Here is a 17,500-nt window from a genome sequence, read left to right as displayed (position 1 = left end):
CAGTACGAGGACGACGAGCGCACCGTCAGCGACCTGCTGATGGACCAGATCGAGTTCGCCGACGTCATCGTCCTCAACAAGACCGACCTCGTCGACGCACCGAGCGCCGAACGCCTGCGGGCCGCACTCGCCCGCCTCAACCCGGCCGCCCGCATCGTGCCCGCCCGGCACGGGCGGGTGAACGCCGCCGAAATCCTCGGCACCGGGTTGTTCGACCTGGAGCGTGCGCAGCTCGCCCCGGGCTGGGTGCGCGAGCTCAACGGCGACCACGTACCGGAGACCGAGGAGTACGGCATCTCCAGCACGGTCTTCCGTGCCGCCGCGCCCTTCCACCCCGGCCGGCTGTGGACCCTCGTCACCGAGGGACTCGACAGCGGCGCCTACGGCCGCATCCTGCGCTCCAAGGGCTTCTTCTGGCTGGCCAGCCGCCCGAACGTGACCGGGCTGTGGTCGCAGGCCGGAGCCGTCGCACGCTTCGAGCCGTCCGGCGCCCGGTCCGCCGACGATCCCCAGGGCCAGGAACTGGTCTTCATCGGCACGGGATTGCACCCCGACGCGCTTCAAGCCGCCCTGAGCGACTGCCTCCTGGCCGACGGGGAGGCGCTCTCCGACGACCCCTTCCCGGCCTGGGACACGTACGGGATCGACGACGCCTGCGCACACGAGCACCTCGAACCGGTGCCGCAGGCCTGAGAACTCCGGGTCGGGCAGTGGTCGCAGCCACGGCACTGCCCGACCCGGACCGATGCCGTTGCGGCGTTCGCCGCCATGGTCACAGTCGCAGCCGTACTCATAGCCGTAGCCGTAGCCGTAGCCGTAGCCGTAGCCGTAGCCGTAGCCGTAGCCGTCCGGAACCGCGAGGCCGGGTGTGCCGTTACGGTGTGCCGTTACAGGGACGCGGCACACCAGGCACCACCGGTCGCGATCGATCCGCCCACCTCGGCCTGCGGGCCCGCCACCGCGGCCCGGGGTTCCACCCGGGCCGCGGCGAGTGCCGGTGCGTCACCGGCGTGGGATCACCAGGACGACTTGGTCACCCCGGGGAGGAACCCGGCGTGCGCCTGCTCGCGCATCCGCACCCGGGACATGCCGAACTTCCGCAGATGCCCGCGGGGCCGGCCGTCCACGCTGTCGCGGTTGCGCACCCGGGTCGCGCTGGCATCGCGGGGCTGACGCCGCAACTCGGCCAGCGCCGCGGTGCGTTCGGCCTCCGTGGAGGAGGGCCGCCGGATGATCTCCTTCAGCTCGGCGCGCCGGGCGGCGTACCGCTCGACGATCACCTTGCGCCTCTCGTTCTTCGCGATCTTGCTCTGCTTCGCCATCAGACCTTCACTCCTCGTGCGCGGATACGGGCCACCGCGGCCTCGACCCCGATGGAGTCGACCGTCTTGATCCCCTTGGTGCTGAGCGTCAGCCGGACATATCGCCCCTCGCTCGCCAGCCAGTAGCGCTTGCGCTGGATGTTCGGGTCGAACCGGCGGGACGTCCGGCGGTGGGAGTGGGAGACGGTTTTGCCGAAGCCCGGCTTTGCGCCGGTCAGTTGGCAGTGGGCGGACATGGTTGTCGGCTACCTCTCGTCAGGGCCGGTTATCGGCAATGGAAATCATTCCCATATAGTAACCCCATGGCTCGTAACGAACTGCGCCCGATCATCAAGCTCCGCTCGACCGCGGGGACCGGCTACACCTACGTCACCCGCAAGAACCGCCGGAACGACCCCGACCGGCTGGTGCTGCGCAAGTACGACCCGGTCGCCGGCCGCCACGTCGACTTCCGCGAAGAACGCTGACTCCCACTCCCCCGTCGTCCCCGACTCTCCCGCCGACCGCACAGACAGGAACACCGCCATGAAACCCGGAATCCACCCCGCCTACGGGCCCGTCGTCTTCCGCGACAAGGCCGCCGACTTCGCCTTCCTCACCCGGTCCACCGCGACCAGCGACAAGACGATCGAGTGGGAGGACGGCAACACCTACCCCGTCATCGACGTCGAGATCTCGTCCCAGAGCCACCCCTTCTACACGGGCACCGCCCGGGTCCTGGACACCGCCGGCCGCGTCGAGCGCTTCGAGCGGCGGTACGGCCGGCGCGGGACGGCGTGATGGCGGAGAACGGTCTGCACGGCCTGCCCGTCGTCATCGTCGGCGGACTGCACTCCGAGGCCCGGGAGGAGGTCGTGCAGCGGCTGCTGCGCTCCGTGCCCGGCAGTGTCGCGCTGCACCACGACCTGTCCACGGCGGCGGACGGCACCGTTCGCCGCACGGTGCGGGACGCCTCGGGCGAGCTGTCGTCCGGTGAGGCCCCGCTCGTCAACGACTGTGCGTGCTGCGCCCTGCGCGAGGACCTGGTCCCCGAACTCCGGCGACTGGCCGGCAGCGGTCTGCACCGGCTCGCGGTGGTCGAACTCTGGGACTCCGTCGAACCCAAGGCGATGGCCGAGGTCATCACGTCGTACGGCGGCGAGGAGCTGACGGTCTCCAACGTCATGACCGCGGTCGACCCGGCACTCGTGCTGCCCTGCCTCGCCAACGGCGACGATCTGGCGGAGACCGGCCTCGCGGCGGCCGCGACCGATCGACGCACCGTCGGGGACACCTTTGCGCGCCAGCTGGAGTACGCGCCGGTGCTCGCGCTCGTCGACAGTCCGGAGGCGGACGACGAGGACCGGGCGCTCCTCGCCCAGCTGCACCCGACCGCGCTGCGGGTCCCTGCGGCCTCCGGGCAGCTCGCCGAGGCCGCGTTCGCCGGGTTCGACGTCGAGACGGCCGCGGCCGCCCAGCACCCGGCCTGTGCACTGCTGCCACAGGAAGCGGACGAGTCGGGGGTCTCCACCCTGGTGTGGCACCGCCACCGTCCCTTCCATCCGGAGCGGCTCTACGAGGCGCTGGAGGATCTGGCGTGTGCCGCGGCCCGCAGCCGGGGCCGCTTCTGGCTCGCCGACCGCCCGGACACCCTGCTGTCCTGGGACTCCGCCGGCGGCGCGCTGTGTGTGGAGAACGCCGGCCCCTGGCTCGCCGCGCTCCCGGACGCCGCCTGGGAGATGGTGCCGCCCATGCGCCGGGCGGCCGCCGCCCTGGACTGGCACCCCGAACACGGCGACTGCTGCCAGCACCTGGTCTTCACCGCCCCCGGCCTGGACCGTGACGGCCTGGAGCGGCTGCTCGACTCCTGCCTGCTGACCGAGGCCGAGTTCGCGGGCGGACGCGAGGCCTGGAAGCGCCTTCCCGCCGCGTTCGACGCACTGCTCGAACCCGTCTCCTGACCCCTGCGCGCCGTTCCCCGCACAAGGACACGCCCACGGTTCCTCATCCGAGGACGCCGACCTCCCACGAAAGGACACCGCCATGCCACGCCGCTCCGACCCCCGCAAGCCGGCCACGCCCCGCCCCAATCCGCTGGACGCGGCGGGCATCACATACATCGACTACAAGGACACCGATCTGCTGCGGAAGTTCATCTCCGACCGCGGCAAGATCCGCAGCCGCCGGGTCACCCGGGTCACCGCACAGCAGCAGCGCGAACTGACCCGTGCGATCAAGAACGCCCGGGAGATGGCCCTGCTGCCGTACTCCTCCAGGTAACCGGGGAGAACCACCTCCCGGGAAACCGGGGAGGTCCGCCCGTGCCGGCGGCGATCGCGTCGCCGGCACGGGCATTCTCGGGCGGCGGGTGAGCCTGCGTCAGGTTCACCGGCAGGCACGGGCCCTGACCTGGGGCTTCGCTCCTTTCAGGGCTGTCGGGGCCTTTCCTGCTTACTCAGCGAAAGGTCCCTGGAAAGTCCCTGGGACAGAGCTGAAAGTCCCTGAAAAATCCCTGGGAAGTCCCTGGCTCGGAGCGGCTCGACCAGCGTTTTCGAGCCCAGCACTGGAGGTGGGGGCGACCGGGTTCGAGCTCAAGACCTACGCATACGAGTGCAGTAGGGATCGCGCTGGACTGTGCCGCGCAATCACGTCCCATTTCCCAGATCAGAGCATCACGTCGCGGCCCCGATGCTGACGCGCCATGGTGGCCCACCCAAAAGCGTCCGCGCTTCCCTTGCCCTCTCCTGGTCGCCTCCGGCGACGCTCAGCCATGGACAGGCGATGTCGCGCACCCGCTCAGCGGCCTCTTGTTGGTACCGAGCAAAGCAAGCGCAGGCGTCCATCATCGCGGCTTCACATTCCCCATGGTCGTGGTGACCGTGATCTCGATGACGACTCTCTTCGGGTTGGCTCGCGGTGAGTGGTAGCGCTTCGTGTATCGCTCGACGGCGTCAGCAACAGCCGCCGGGTCGTCGTTGATGACGGCGATTCCTTCCAGCGTCGCCCAACGTGCCCCATCCGCCTGGCTGACCGCGGCGCGAGCCCCCGGACCGCCCTCGATGATGTTGCGCGCCTTCTTGCTCGTGCTGCTGGTGATGACGCGTGCAACGCCGGCCTCGCTGTCGTAGGTCACGCCTTCATGTCACGCTACCCGCCGCCCCGTCGCCTGTGACCAGTCGGCGTCAGCGGCTCACTGCCGTCCTGTGGGGCCCGCTCGGCGTGCGGCAGTCGTCGTGGGCGTGACGCGGACGCCTGAACAAGAGCTGCCAGCTGCCCCCGGCACCGGGGTCAGCGAGTCAGCGGAACGGCGTCCCGGTCGTCACTGCCATCGACAGCATCCTTATCGGCTCCCGTCGGCCCACCACTTGAGCAGCCGTGTCACTCGACGGTGCCGGCGTCATGGCCGTCAACTGCTTCCAGGGAGGATCAGTGGGCGGTTGTCCAAGGTGATCTGCGGGTCCAAGCGGTTCCTCCCCGCGTCACGGTCGCGCAGGGGCATGGCTGCCACGTACGTTCTCGCGAGCCGCGCGGACGACAGCCAGTACCTCATCGAACCGGACGCGGGCCAGGATGCTCGATTGATCTTGGCAACTTCCGGCGACTAAGGATTTCCGAAGGCATCATGCTTTCGGGGCCGTCAATTTGAGGAGAGTCGTGCGATTACGAACTGGTGCAGTCTTCGCCATGACCTTGCCACTGGCACTCGTCGCGTGCAGCGGCGGCGGCAGCAACGAGCCGCCGGCGTCGACTACGGCACCGTCTGCTTCGAAGGCACCCGATGACAGAGGCAGCAAGGTGGCGTAGGACAGGGAAGCCCTGGAAGAGGCGGTCCGTGAGTACGTTGCGGCCTACTTCAAGCCGGATGTTTCCGCTGGCCACGCCATGCTCTCTGCCCACTGCAGGACCACCGTCAATGAAGCCGAGTTCGCCATACTCTTGGACCGGGCAAAGGGCGCAAACTTTCGCCACGAGCACTACCGCGTCAAGCGATTCTCTGTCGAGCATCTCGCTGGCGACTTTGCCCGTGTGAATTACGGCGTTGGCGAGCCGCGGTTCGACGAGAAGGGGCAGGCGTGGGTCCGTGAACGAGGTGTATGGCGAAACAACGACTGCTGACCGGCTTCAGGCAGGGTGAGTAACGAGAGATCAGGCGTCCTGTGCAACGCTAGAGGGTGTCCCAGGCCGGGTCCCAGGTGTCGGGGAAGGAGAACCCGGGTGACGCCGCCCACGCGACGGGCGCGAAGACGCTTGACCGGGCGGGCGGGTTGGTGTCCAGGGCGTACGCGGAACGGGCCGCGATCACCCTTCCCACCTGTGCGTCGTCGCTGTCGAACGTGAGCGCCAGGGCGGGATCGCGCTGCTCGGAGTCGCTGTCGAGAGAGAAGAAGTTGAGCAGGCCCGTCCCGGCCGGGAGGAGGTCGCCGAGCCAGGGAGCCAGGGCGTCGGTGTCGAGGACGGCGAGCAAGCTCAGGGGAAAGCCCTCACAGGTCGGCCAGGGCGTGGCCGGTTCGAGTATCGCCCGGCCGCCGAATCGACTGTGCCCGGCGGCCTCGCCTGGACCGGCTTCGGTGAGCGCGAAACCGGGCCGGGCGAGGCGGACGACGCGGGCGGCGAGTTCTGCGCCGAGACGTTCGGCGCAGAAGTCACGCAGGGTGGAGAGTGTGGTCTCTGGGTCCATCCAGACATTCAAGCAACCACCTGTGACAGGCGGGACGCCGACAACTTCACGTGAGACAACCGCGCGGAAGTGCTGGTGAGAGACAACATCAGCGGAGACTCCACCGCGGTTCCGTCTCCCCCGTCCTTGCATCAGCCCATGTCGCGGCGTCGACCACAGGCAAGATCAAATGAGACGGGACAACCACGGCCTTCTTCGACGCCGGCCCCATCAAGTCCCCGCCGGTGAGCGCACGGCCCGAGATCCCCCTTGACCTCAACTTTGGTTCAGGTTCTAGCGTGACGTTTCGCGCAACATCAGTGGCGCCCTGGATGGGCTGGACCACTGCAACCGGGAAGAGAGCGACTTCGATGAACACTGCCTCAGAACGAACCGATGCCCAGCCGGCCGTGACCGTTATCGGTCTGGGCGAGATGGGCTTCGCACTCGCCGATGCCTTCCTGGATGGCGGGCACCCGACCACGGTGTGGAACCGTACGCCGGACAAGGCCGACTCCCTGGTCGCCAAGGGGGCTGAGCGGTCCGCAACTGCTCGCGACGCCGTTGCCGCCAGCCCTCTTGTGGTCGTCAGCGTAAAGGGCAATGCGACGGCCCGCGCGGTTCTGGAATCGTCGGGCGACGCGCTTTCCGGCCGCTCCGTGCTCAACCTCACGGACGGGACATCCGCAGAGGCCAGGGCCGTGGCCGAGTGGGTTGAGGACCAGGGCGCGCAGTATCTCCATGGGCAGATCATGACGATCGCTCCGGGCATCGGGGGAGCCGAGACGGTGATCTTCTATGGCGGTTCCGACGCGGTGTTCCACCACTTTCATCCGACGCTCCGGCTCATCGGTGGCCGGGGAACGCTGATCTCGGCCGACGCCGGCGTGCCGGCCCTGTACGGGATGGCCGTGCACGGAACCATGTGGGGCGCGCTCAACGGATTCCTGCACGCGGCCGCTCTGCTGTCCAGCGAGGGCATCGGGGTGAAGCGGTTCCTGGACGATGCCGGCCCGTCCGTTGCCGCCCTACTCGCGTCCTTCCCGGTGATCGCCGACGAGGTCGACCGTGGTGAGTACGCGACGCCGTACGGAGCGCTCCAGCACCACCGGCCCTCGGTCGAGGACCTGGTCCGCGAGAGCGGGGCCCGGAACATCGACGTCGAATTCCCCGGCTACACCCTCGGCCTCGTGAACAAGGCCGTGGAAGACGGACATGCCAATGACAGCTACTCGCGTCTGATCGAGCACTTCAGGAAGCAGTGAGCAGGGACGGACGACGCTGTTTGCTGAACGAAGATGCTGCTGGTCCCAGTTGACGACATAGGCGCGCCCACGGGATGCGGTTGCCGGAGGTGAAACGACAGGCGTACGTCCAGCAGTCCGGACGCCACCGCAGCTCAGAAGGGATGTGACGATGTAACCGGATGTCAAGCTCAGGGTGGCCGGCCGGTGGGAGTCACACCGGAGATCACTTACGGGACAGCTCTTAAAGCGTGTTGCAGAAGGCTGTGATTTGGCAGGTGAGGGGCTGGTTTTGGCTGTTCTGATCACGCGGCGAGGGCGAGGTTGTGCATGTGGGCCACGGCCTGGACAGCATGGTGGAGACCGGCGCCTCGTTGTCGGCAGTCGCGGAGGATCTTGTAGTGCTTCATGCGGGCGAAGGCGTGCTCGACACGGGCCCGGACCCGGCGATGCTCCGCATTGTCTGCCTCCTCGCCCGCCAGGAGTGATCGGCCGGGGCGTTTGCGGTGCGGGACAACAAGGCCGGTGTTGATGTACGCGCCGTCGCCCAGAACCGTGACGCCTTCGCAGTGCTCGGCCAGGCCGGCGTCCCGCCAAGCCTTCGCATCGGCGGTGGTGCCGGGAACCGGCCGGGCCGCGGCAACCACGAGTTTCGTGTCCGCGTCGATGATGACCTGCACGTTTGCCGAGAACCGGTAGTTGCGCGAGGAAGCTCCGACCTTCCGGTCACGGACCGGGACCAAGGTGCCGTCCACGATCCACAACCGCTCCACGGCGTCGGCTGGCCGGCGGGCAGGCTCGATGGCCAGGAGCGGCCGCAGCCGCTGGATCACCCTGCACACCGTTGCCGGTGAGCAGCCGAAGAGCGGCGCGAGCTGCCTCATGGTGAGATTCGTCCGGTAGTAGACGGCCACCAGCAGTACCCGGTCTGGCAACGGCAGGCACCATGGTCGGCCGCCCCCAGGGCCGTTCCCGCCCCGTTCGCGTACCACCCTCAGCAGCCGTTCGAACTGCCGCATCCGCAGTCCCGTGAACGTCTCCACCCACAACGCCTCAGCCCTCAACACCCCGCCCATACAGGGAAAATGCCCGGCCCACGACCTTCTGCAACACGCTTTAGGCGAGGGTTTCCGTACCGCTCCGCAGGACGCGATCCGCCTCTCGTAGGCCGAGACCCCGCTGCCTGGGCCCTCAGGGTGGACGGGCAGGCGAAGTGGGCGACCTGAAGGCGTTCCGAGTGGGCGACGGACAGGCCAGGGAGATCTCGGGGTCGTCCGTGGCTCTGGAGCGTCATCTGCAGACGCTGATCGAGGCCAACATGGAGGCGATGCTCGGCGTCCGCTTCCTGGCGACCGAGTACCGCACCGGTCGCCACCGGGGACGGATCGACTCCCTCGGCCTGGATGAGAACGGGACACCGGTCATCGTGGAGTACAAGCGCTTCCGCGACCAGAACGTCACGAATCAGGCGCTGTCATATCTGTCATGGCTCCATGACCACCACCATGAGTTCGAGAACCTGGTCAAGGAGAGGCTCGGCACCGAGGCGGCCGAGGCAATCGACTGGAGCAACCCCCGACTCGTATGCATCGCTGGGGACTTCACCCACCACGACACCGTGGCTGTCGAGATGATCGGTCGCCGGATCGACTTGGTGAGCTACCGGGTCTTCGAAGACGTGCTGACGCTGCAGCTGGTCGACTCCGTTGCCGGCGCCACGTCCCTGGCCCGAGGAAGGGCGCACACCGCGTCCCGGGCCTCCGGTGCGGTTTCGCCGAAGTCGGTTCAGCAGTATCTCGATGAGTCACCGCAGGATCTTCAGGACTTGTTCGCGGACCTCGATGAGGTGCTGCTGTCGCACGGGGATGTGCAGAAGGAGCCGCAGCTGCACTACATCGCGTACCGACGGATCAAGAACATCGCCACGGTACGGGTACAGCCGCGGAACCGAATGCTCGTGGTCAACCTGAAGCTGGATCCGGACGGCGTGGAACTGCGCGAGGGCTTCTCGCGGGACGTCCGTGGGCTGGGCTGCCTGGGAATCAAGGGTGGTGTCGAGGTGCGCATCAGATCGCGTGAGAATCTCGCGCGGGCCGGTGAACTGATCCAGCTGAGTGCCGACATGGGGTGACTCCATAGACGATCAAGGGCGGTTGCTTCATCAAATTTCCGATGAAGCAACCGCCCTTGATCGCGTTCTGGCCCGTGCTTCCGGGGTATCTCGCTCTCACTCCTCGGGCCCGGCGAGTTCGAAGTCGTATTGATCCAGGACATTGCGCAGGCGCTCCTGAGCGATGCTGGCGTAGTGGTCGGACAGTTCGACGCCGACGAATTTGCGACCTTCCTTCAGCGCGGCGATGCCGGTGGAGCCGGAGCCGGTGAAGGGGTCGAGGACGGTGCCGCCGGGTGGGCAGACCTGGACGAGCTGCTGCATGACCTCGACGGGCTTCTGGGTGATGTGAACGCGGTCCCTGCGGGGCTGGGAGGCGATGAAGTGGCCGGGGAGGTAGAGGTCGCGGGTGTTGTCCACGGTGCCCTTGACGCCCCAGAGGATGAACTCGGAGTCCTGCTTCGGTCCGCCCTTGCGGGGCCGTGAGGCCGGCTTGATCCACGGCATTTTCCCGTGCCAGGTCCAGCCGGCCATTTGCAGGGCATCGGACGTGGTCGGCTCCTGCCTCCAGTCGGAGAAGACCATCACGACAGCGTGTTCGCGGCTGGCGCGGTATGCCTCGCAGTTCGGTCAGCCAGCTGCGATAGGAGCGCTGGTCACGGTTTTCGCCGGGGAAGTTGGCGAGGTCGTGCTGTGCGTCGCCGGGGTGACGGTGGCGGCGGGTGCGGCCAAGACCGCGGCCCAGCTCGCCATGCAGGCGGGCACCGGGACGCCTGCTCCGCAGGGGCCGTCGAAGGTGCCTGGCCAGGGCACGGATGGCGTCGCCTCCGGTATCGATCCGACCGGCGGCTCGAGCGGTGGCGGCAAGCCGAAGCAGACCCACTTCCGCTACGGCGAAGACCCCGAGGCCACAGGCGACAAGGGCCGGGCGCTGATCCAGCGGCCTCCCACGGACGGCGACCGCAGCCAGCCCCTGATCCAGCACCACGGCCAGGGGACCACCTCGGGCTCGGCGGCAGCTTCGGCGCCGGTTTCGTCCACGCCGGGCGCCTCGGCGGCGGGTACGCGGATGGATCCGCCGGCGCCACGGCCCAGCGGGCCGCCACCGGCAAGCGCGCCTCCGCCCCAGGGCGGCAGTACGCCGCAGCGGTGGATCTACCCCAAGCCACCGGGTGGATCGAGCTCGTAGCCCTCACCTGACGGGGGCGGGCCAAGCCGCCGCTCTCGGCCTCCCGCCCCCGTCACCCTCCCCTTTTACTCTCGCCACGTTCCAAGGACGGCTTCGCCATGCACCACCCCGGCTTCCTGCACCAGCTGCTGTTCACCTCCGGCGTGCGCCGCACCCTGTTGCTGACCTACGCGCCCAAGGGGCTGGATGCAGCGCTCAAGGATGTGCAGCGCAAGAAGGCCACAGTGATCGCGGACGCGGCCGAGCGGCAGCGCAAGGGCCAGGTCGACTCCGAGGAGGACTCGGTCGAGTACGCCGACATCAAGGCCCGTGAGCGCCAGCTGATCGCCGGCCACGCCGACGTCGCCCTGACCGGCCTGCTCACCGTCAGCGCCGATAGCGACGAAGAACTCAACTCCGCCTGTGCCGCCATTGAGACGGCCGCGGTATCCGCGCTCCTCGATCTGCGGCTGCTGACCTGGCAGCAGGCCGAAGCCTTCACAGGCGCCGCCCTCCCGCTGGCCCGCCCCTAGCGCACCAGCTCCACCACCGCGCTCACCGAAGGGCCACTCCCATGCCGACCGATCCCCTGCCCGACCTGGCTGAGGACTTCGTTCCGTTCGCCACCGCGGCGCTCGAGTTCCACCGGGCGATCAACCTTCCCGCCGGACCCGTGGCCGCACACCGCACCGAGCTGGACGCCCTCCACGCCCACCTCACCGCCCTGTACGGCCTGCTCGACGCCCACAGCGCCCGAACCTCTCCGGTGGCCGAGGCCGAGGGCGATCACCTGCGGGCCTGCCGGATCCGGCTGTGGCAGGCCGCCGAGCACCTCCACGACGCCTACCACGCAGCCCCGCACCCCGGCAGCGGCCGCCCCCGCACGCGGGAAGCGTGCCGGGCCCGGCTCCCCGAAGGCGCGCCCGAACTGACCATCTGCCAGCGCCACCTGGCCACCGTCGCCCACGTCCGCCGTGACCACACACCAGCCGATCTGCGCGACCCGTTCACCGGCCTGACCCGCCACTGACCCGCTGGAGCACCCCGTCATGCCCACCCACACCCGCGACCGCGCCAGCGCCAGCCCGCTGTTCGTCCCCCGCAAAAGCGACCGCCGCACCGCCCGCGCGGCCCGTGACCAGTTCGCTGCCGCCCGCGATCAGGCCCGCCATGCCGCACGTCCCCAGGCCCGCCGCGCCGAACCGGGCATCGACCCCGAGCTACGGGCCACCTACCCGGCCGCCGGCCGACCCGGCCCGTACTCCGCCCGCGGCGGCCATCTCAAGCTCCCCGCCCACCGGATGACGACTGCCACCGCGAGCGGCGCGTATCCGTTCCTCGCCGAGGGCGGCCTCGGCGCCCAGGGGATCTACATCGGCCGCGATGTCCACGCCGAGGCGGCTTTTACCTACGACCCGTTCGCGCTGTACGGGCGTCTCGATGGGTTCACGAATCCGAACATCCTGCTCGCCGGGATCATCGGTATGGGTAAGTCCGCCCTGGCCAAGTCCCTCGCCCTGCGGGCCGTGGCGTTCGGCTATCGGATCTACGTTCCCTGCGATCCGAAGGGCGAGTGGACCGTCGTCGCCCAGGAGCTGGGCGGCCAGACCATCGCTCTCGGCCCCGGCCTGCCCGGACGCCTCAACCCTTTGGACGCACCCGCCAGGCCGCACGGCGTCAGCGAGGAGGACTGGGCCAATGAGGTCCGCAAGCGACGCCTTCTCCTCCTCGGCTCCCTCGCGAAGACCGTCCTGCGGCGGGATCTGCACCCGATGGAGCACACCGCTCTCGACGTCGCCCTCGACCAGGCCGTCGCCCACGCCGAGGCGAACGGCACCACCCCGCTGCTGGGCGACGTCGCGCACATTCTCGGCTCTCCCGAGCGGCTCGACGATGCGCTCGGCGAGCTGACCGGCCGCCTCGGACACGCCGCGGAGGACTTGGCCCACGCGCTGCGCAGGCTCGTGCACGGTGACCTGGCCGGGATGTTCGACGCCCCCAGCACCGTGGCCTTCGACCCCAGTGCGCCGATGCTGTCCATCGATCTGTCGCGCCTGGGCGGTGCCGGCGACGACACCGCACTCGTCCTGGCCATGACCTGCGCCTCGGCATGGATGGAGTCCGCGCTCGCCGACCCCACCGGCGGACGACGCTGGGTGATCTACGACGAGGCATGGCGCGTCATGCGCCACGTCGCCCTGCTGGAGCGCATGCAGAGCCAATGGAAGCTCTCACGTGGTCTTGGCATCGCCAACCTCATGGTGATCCACCGCCTCAGCGATCTGCTGACCGCAGGCGATGCCGGCTCCCGGGGCCGGGCGCTGGCCGAGGGTCTGCTCACCGACTGCTCGACCCGCATCGTCTACCGCCAGGAAGCCGACCAACTCACCTCCGCCGCAGCCCTGCTGGGATTGACCGGCGTCGAGAGGCAGGCCGTGTCCGCCCTCACCAAGGGGCGTGGCCTGTGGAAGGTCGCGGGCCGGTCGTTCATTACCCAGCATCTCCTCCACCCACGCGAACGCGAGCTGTTCGATACAGACGCCCGGATGTCCGCCTGAGCGCATCCGCTGGCCGGACTCATGCCTCGGAGGGAGCCGAAGCCGCACTTCGGCTCCCTCCATCCTCCCCTCCCAAGCATCGAAGGAATCGGTTCCCATGCCTTTGCAGAACACCATCCGCCGTGCCGCACGTCGGCTCGTCCAGCTGTACATCGACGCGGCGAAGGCCAACGCCGCCCATAGCCAAATCCCCTTGGCCACAGTCCCTTCAGCATCCTCGACGAAGCTCACCGCACGAGGGGTTCACCAGGTACCTGCTCGTGACTGCACAGGCACACGTCATAGCTGAAGCGGCGGACCCCACCCCGCCCCACACGGCTGAGAACGATCCGCGGTCCGTCGCCGCCCCATTACCCCATGCGCTCTCCTGACGATCACGAACGGAGCCAGATCGCCAGCGGTCTGCGGTGGCGGTGCCGCTACTGCGACTGGGCGAAGGTAGTCCAGCCGAGGACGAGTGCCCCGTTGGACCCACTGCTCGGGCCGTCGGACCAGGGAGTTGCTAGGGCACCGGCGCCATTGCCGCCTGCGCCGCCGTCCGCGCCGCGGTCGCTGGAGGCTTTGGAGCCGTTGGTGGCCACGGCGCCCGCGCACATGCTGGAGTCGCAGCTACCTCCCTTGCCAGCGGGGCCACCGTTACCGCGGGTGAAGCCCCAGCCGTAGCCGCCGCCACCACCGCCACCGCCGCCCGCTCCGCCGTCACCGCCGCGGCCGCCCTTGAGCACCACCAGGTCGGGGGTCGCCGTCGCCTGGCCGCCGGCGCCGTTGGCGCCGCTGTTGCCGCCGTTGCCGCCCGCGCCACCGTCCTTGCCGCTCTTGCGGCTGCCCTTGGCGCCCGCGCCGCCATCCTGTCCGGCTGTGCCGACGGCGGTCGGCTGGTTCACCTCGTCGGTCAGGTTGGCCGGGGTGCAGGTGGCCTTGGCGGTGCTGGCCGCACCGGGCGCGCCGCCCTTGCCGCCAGCGCCGCCGTCACCGCCGTCGGCGGTCCCGTTGCCCAGGTAGCCGCCCTTGCCGCCAGCGCCGGGCTTGCCGCCCAGACCGCCGATGCCGCCGGGGGCCCGGACCTCCAGGGCGACCGGCGAGTCGGGCTTGGTCTTGATCACGCTGGTCTCGCCCTCGCCGCCGGCCGTGCCCTCACCGGAGGCAGTGCCATCGGCGCCCTGCTCGCCCCTGCCGTAATCGAAATCGCCGCGCCCGCCCCGGCCGGGCGCACCACCAGGGGTGCCGGGCGCACCGGCGGCGCCACCTTGGGCGATGGTGATGGCGAAGTCCAACTTGGTCGGCTTGTCGAAGGTGTAGGTGCACTTGACGTACGTGCCGGCGGTGCCTCCGCCGCCACCACCGCCAGCCCCGCCACCGCCACCGCCGCCGCCACCACCGGCACTGAAGACCTGCAGGCCGGCCCCGCCGCCGCCACCGGCGCCACCGGCGCCAGCGCCAGCCCCACCGCCACCACCGGCGCCGCCCCAGAGGAAGACGGTCAGCGTCTTCACATCGGTGAGCAGCCATTCGCGCTGACCTGCGGGGTAGAAGTACTCACAGTTCTTCTCACCGCAGCGCAGGTCCTGCGGCGGCGCCGCGTCAGCCGGGCCGGCGAGGACGAGCGGCAGTAAGCCGGCAGCGAGGGCTGCCGCCGTCCCGGTGGCGAGCAGGCGTCGGCCCGGGGGCCGGGGCGGGAGTCCGGCTTCGGACCTGCGGAAGATGCGCATGAAAACCCCTACGAAGGACGGAAGTTGGGTGGCATTGGCGCCCCCAATCGCCTCGCATGGCTGCCCGCGACGCGCATGACCACTCACCACACCACCCGCACGAGCGACGACAGAACCAGCCATGTTCCGCCCTTCTCGGCCCTGTTCTCGTATAGCTACCGCCAGGTGGCGTGTAGGGCTGCGTAACCGCTGTACGGCCGGTTCGAGCTGGACATCAACAGCCGTCTCGATCTGGACCTGTCCATCCAGGCGGCGGTGCCCTGCACGCGCACCCCGCCAAGGGAGGCAACCGCCGCCTCGGCGTGACACCCGGGCTCCGCAAACCTGGCGGAGGCGGGTGGTGTGCGGCCTACTGAAGTGGGGGCGCGGGGCGGGCCCGAGGGTGGTTCAGTCGGCCTGGCTGTTCGCTTGCTTGGGCAGGAAGAACATCAGGATCCACATCAGGGCAAGGGTGCCGCCGACCCACCAGAGGACGCTGGTGAACGCGTCGCGGTTGAGTCCGCCGTCGGGTGAGCCGTTGGTGGCGGAGAAGAACACGAGGGCGGTCAGCGCGGTACCGAAAGCGATGCCCAGGTGCATTGCGGTGTTGAACAGGCCTGAGGCGGAACCGGCGTTCTCGTGCGGGACCTTGGCCAGCGACATGTCGGCGAGCGGTCCGCCGACCATGCCGAGGCCGAAGCCGATCAGTACCACCGGGGCGGTCATCGCGAGGAGGGTTAGGTCAGCCTGCCGGCCGCCGGCCTGGAGTCCGTAGGCGGTCATCGAGCCGAGCGCGATCAGGGCTCCGGTCTGGGGCAGGCGGCGCCCGAAGCGCCCGGCGGTCTTCATTGCGACCGTCGCACCGGCCAGCTCGCCGAGAGCGAGCAGCACGAAGGCCGCGGCCGCGTGGAACGGGCCCATGTCCAGGCCGCGTTGGAGGTACAGCGTCCAGGTCATGAAGAACAGGCCGCACAGCAGGCCGAGCATCAGCTGCGCGGACAGGCCGCCGGAGAACTGCTTGCCCCGGAAGAGGGACAGTGCCACGAGCGGGGCGTCGTCCTGCCTGCGCTGCTGGTGGCGCAGGAAGACACCGAGGACGAGGAGACCTGCGGCGAGCATGGCGAAGCACCACAGCGGCCAGTGGTGGGTATGGCCCTCGGTGAGCGGGAAGAGGATCAGGACCACGGCCAGTGCGGACAGCAGCATCCCGGTGAGGTCGAGCCGGTCGGCCTTCTGTGCGGTCGACTCGGGGATGAACCTGCGTCCCAGGAGGATCACGGCGAGGCCGACGGGCACGTTGATCAGGAAGATCGGCCGCCAGCCCAGTCCGAACAGGTCGGCCTCGGTGAGCAGGCCGCCCAGCACCGGCCCCAGGACGTTGGCGAGCGACAGGACGGCCCCGTACAGGCCGAAGGCCCAGCTGCGGTTCTCGCCGTCCAAGGTGACGTGGAGGGTGGCCAGGACCTGCGGGATCATCACGGCGACGCCGGCGCCCTGGAGCACGCGGGCGGCGATCAGCACACCGGGGCCGGTGGCGATGCCGCACAGCAGCGAGGCCAAGGTGAAGACGACGGTGCCGATGAGGAGGATCTTGCGTCGGCCGTGGATGTCGCCGAGGCGTCCGCCGGTGATCAGTCCGACGGCGACGGTCAGCGAGTAGCCAGCGGTCAGCCACTGCACCGCGGCCGGTCCGGCGCCGGTCGACTCCTGGATGGCGGGCAGGGCGGTGAGGACGACCGACTGGTCGAGGATGTCCATGAGCTCGGCGACCAGGAGCACCACAAGGGCGATCCGGGCGGCCAGGGCCATCTTCGAAGGCCGGCCCGATGCGGTGTGAGCTGGGGGCTCGGTGGTGTGCTGCGGCTCGTTGCCGAGCGCGGGGGAAGGCACGGTGGGACTCCTGATTCAAGGAATCGGGGAGCCCTGCCGTCAGCCGCGCCGGGTCCGGAAGACACGAAACCCGGGGCAGACGGCAGAGCTGCACCCGGGAGGAAACACGAAACTGCGGGGGTGGGTGACGCAACTCAGGCCAGCGCGACGTCCGCCCCCGGACACGTGCGAAGACTCGACACGTGGGGGAATACGGACCGCTACAGGGCCTGGGGGATGAAAACACCTCAAGATCGCCACAGAAGGAACAGGAAGTCCGACGCTGCCGCCGATGTCTACGGCGCAGCGACTTGTCCACGTTACGACACCCCCAGGTGTCTCCGCACCTCAGATATCGGGTCCGCATCCGTCCGACCGTCCAGGCACGAGGCAACGCCCATCCCCTGTCAGAAACGACCCTTTCCCGGAGCAAGATCGAAAACGGTCGGCGGGTATCTACCGGGCTCTGGCCGAGCACGAGAAGACCCAGGCGTACCCGGAAGCCGTCGAGACGGCACACGCCGACTTCGCCGCCCGCCAGCAGCGCGACCGCAGCCCTAAGACCGTGTCCCATGTGGTGAGGCGGGGTAGGGCCTCAATATGGGGCAGGGGACGTGGAGTTGGATTGTTCCGGACGGGTTGTGGGAGACCGCGAAGCCGCTGATCCCACCGTCGAAGGTGCGGCCTCAGGGCGGCGGAACCCAGGACACGCCTGATGAGACGCTGTTCACGGCCATCATCTACGTACTGGTGAGTGGCTGCGCCTGGCGGGCGCTACCGCCCTGCTTCGGCGTCTCCAAGTCCACGGCACATCGCCGGTTCCTGATCTGGTCCAGAGCTGGAGTATGGGGCCGGCTGCACGAGGCCGTCCTGCACCGCCTCGACGACGCCGGCCTCATCGACGT

17 protein-coding genes and 2 pseudogenes are annotated in these 17,500 nt (G+C 69.2%); 11 read left to right on the top strand and 8 right to left on the bottom strand.

The genetic code is table 11. The features are described from left to right. On the top strand, positions 1-693 hold a 693-nt coding region (locus ACWD6P_RS34895; RefSeq protein ID WP_451448230.1), incomplete at its 5' end, for a GTP-binding protein. Positions 694-1,016: 323 nt separating this feature from the next. On the opposite strand, the gene rpsN is transcribed toward ACWD6P_RS34895, so the two are convergent. Beyond that, positions 1,017-1,322 carry a 30S ribosomal protein S14 gene (gene rpsN / locus ACWD6P_RS34890; protein WP_451448229.1) on the bottom strand — a complete coding sequence of 102 codons (306 nt, stop codon included), beginning with the start codon at positions 1,320-1,322 and terminating at the stop codon, positions 1,017-1,019. Then, a complete protein-coding gene (rpmB, locus tag ACWD6P_RS34885; protein ID WP_451448228.1) occupies positions 1,322-1,558 on the bottom strand; it encodes a 50S ribosomal protein L28 in 237 nt (78 codons plus the stop codon). Before rpmB ends, rpsN begins: the two co-directional genes overlap by 1 nt. 66 nt (positions 1,559-1,624) lie before the next feature. Between rpmB and rpmG the strand changes: the two genes are divergently transcribed. The 4 genes from rpmG to rpsR all read left to right on the top strand — a co-directional run bounded on the left by rpmG (position 1,625) and on the right by rpsR (position 3,581). Next, complete coding sequence (gene rpmG / locus ACWD6P_RS34880) at positions 1,625-1,789, top strand: 50S ribosomal protein L33 (RefSeq protein WP_362709513.1); 165 nt, start codon at positions 1,625-1,627, stop codon at positions 1,787-1,789. Positions 1,790-1,847: 58 nt separating this feature from the next. Further along, positions 1,848-2,102: a type B 50S ribosomal protein L31 gene (locus ACWD6P_RS34875; RefSeq protein ID WP_451448227.1), complete on the top strand. Its 255-nt coding sequence runs from the start codon at positions 1,848-1,850 to the stop codon at positions 2,100-2,102. Next, complete coding sequence (locus tag ACWD6P_RS34870) at positions 2,102-3,262, top strand: CobW family GTP-binding protein (RefSeq protein WP_451448226.1); 1,161 nt, start codon at positions 2,102-2,104, stop codon at positions 3,260-3,262. The genes ACWD6P_RS34875 and ACWD6P_RS34870 overlap by 1 nt, the downstream gene beginning before the upstream one ends. Positions 3,263-3,344: 82 nt before the next feature. Continuing rightward, positions 3,345-3,581: a 30S ribosomal protein S18 gene (gene rpsR, locus ACWD6P_RS34865; protein ID WP_451448225.1), complete on the top strand. Its 237-nt coding sequence runs from the start codon at positions 3,345-3,347 to the stop codon at positions 3,579-3,581. Positions 3,582-4,143: 562 nt separating this feature from the next. On the opposite strand, the gene ACWD6P_RS34860 is transcribed toward rpsR, so the two are convergent. Further along, entirely contained in the window at positions 4,144-4,434 is a 291-nt protein-coding gene (locus ACWD6P_RS34860; RefSeq protein ID WP_451448224.1) for a pyridoxamine 5'-phosphate oxidase, read from the bottom strand. 1,032 nt (positions 4,435-5,466) lie between these two features. Continuing rightward, the gene (locus tag ACWD6P_RS34855; RefSeq protein WP_451448223.1) at positions 5,467-5,979 is read right to left on the bottom strand and encodes a DUF1963 domain-containing protein; all 513 of its coding nucleotides are present in this window, start codon (positions 5,977-5,979) and stop codon (positions 5,467-5,469) included. 350 nt (positions 5,980-6,329) lie between these two features. Between ACWD6P_RS34855 and ACWD6P_RS34850 the strand changes: the two genes are divergently transcribed. Beyond that, positions 6,330-7,223: an NAD(P)-dependent oxidoreductase gene (locus tag ACWD6P_RS34850; RefSeq protein WP_451448222.1), complete on the top strand. Its 894-nt coding sequence runs from the start codon at positions 6,330-6,332 to the stop codon at positions 7,221-7,223. A gap of 284 nt (positions 7,224-7,507) precedes the next feature. Here ACWD6P_RS34850 and ACWD6P_RS34845 read toward each other — a convergent pair whose 3' ends face one another. Beyond that, positions 7,508-8,278 (bottom strand): transposase family protein, encoded by a 771-nt coding sequence (locus ACWD6P_RS34845; protein ID WP_451448221.1) that lies wholly within the window; start codon positions 8,276-8,278, stop codon positions 7,508-7,510. Positions 8,279-8,415: 137 nt separating this feature from the next. Here ACWD6P_RS34845 and ACWD6P_RS34840 point away from each other — a divergent pair, with 137 nt between their 5' ends. Continuing rightward, complete coding sequence (locus ACWD6P_RS34840) at positions 8,416-9,333, top strand: DUF5655 domain-containing protein (protein ID WP_451448220.1); 918 nt, start codon at positions 8,416-8,418, stop codon at positions 9,331-9,333. 96 nt (positions 9,334-9,429) lie between these two features. Here the strand turns inward: ACWD6P_RS34840 and ACWD6P_RS34835 are convergent. Beyond that, a pseudogene (locus tag ACWD6P_RS34835) lies at positions 9,430-10,018 on the bottom strand (DNA-methyltransferase); the annotation flags it as partial. A gap of 593 nt (positions 10,019-10,611) precedes the next feature. On the opposite strand from ACWD6P_RS34835, the pseudogene ACWD6P_RS34830 reads away from it, so the two are divergent. From ACWD6P_RS34830 to ACWD6P_RS34820, 3 genes and pseudogenes are all read left to right on the top strand, one after another. Further along, positions 10,612-11,013, top strand: a pseudogene (locus ACWD6P_RS34830) (SCO6880 family protein); the annotation flags it as partial. A gap of 41 nt (positions 11,014-11,054) precedes the next feature. Further along, positions 11,055-11,510, top strand: coding sequence for a DUF6238 family protein (locus ACWD6P_RS34825; protein ID WP_451448219.1), 456 nt, complete (start codon positions 11,055-11,057; stop codon positions 11,508-11,510). Between the two features lie 19 nt (positions 11,511-11,529). Further along, positions 11,530-13,038, top strand: a complete 1,509-nt coding sequence (locus tag ACWD6P_RS34820; protein ID WP_451448218.1) for an ATP-binding protein — start codon at positions 11,530-11,532, stop codon at positions 13,036-13,038. A 419-nt stretch (positions 13,039-13,457) separates the two neighbouring features. Here ACWD6P_RS34820 and ACWD6P_RS34815 read toward each other — a convergent pair whose 3' ends face one another. Together ACWD6P_RS34815 and ACWD6P_RS34810 are read right to left on the bottom strand one after the other, a co-directional pair. Continuing rightward, the gene (locus ACWD6P_RS34815; protein ID WP_451448217.1) at positions 13,458-14,747 is read right to left on the bottom strand and encodes a hypothetical protein; all 1,290 of its coding nucleotides are present in this window, start codon (positions 14,745-14,747) and stop codon (positions 13,458-13,460) included. 387 nt (positions 14,748-15,134) lie between these two features. Then, entirely contained in the window at positions 15,135-16,616 is a 1,482-nt protein-coding gene (locus tag ACWD6P_RS34810) for an MFS transporter (RefSeq protein WP_451448216.1), read from the bottom strand. A 579-nt stretch (positions 16,617-17,195) separates the two neighbouring features. Between ACWD6P_RS34810 and ACWD6P_RS34805 the strand changes: the two genes are divergently transcribed. After that, positions 17,196-17,500: transposase (locus ACWD6P_RS34805; protein ID WP_451448215.1), on the top strand; the 305-nt coding region annotated here is incomplete at its 3' end.

The sequence above is a fragment of the Streptomyces sp. NPDC002446 genome (assembly GCF_053595675.1).
Note: the sequence above shows the minus strand (reverse complement) of the source record. Positions and strands in the feature narration are given on the sequence as shown.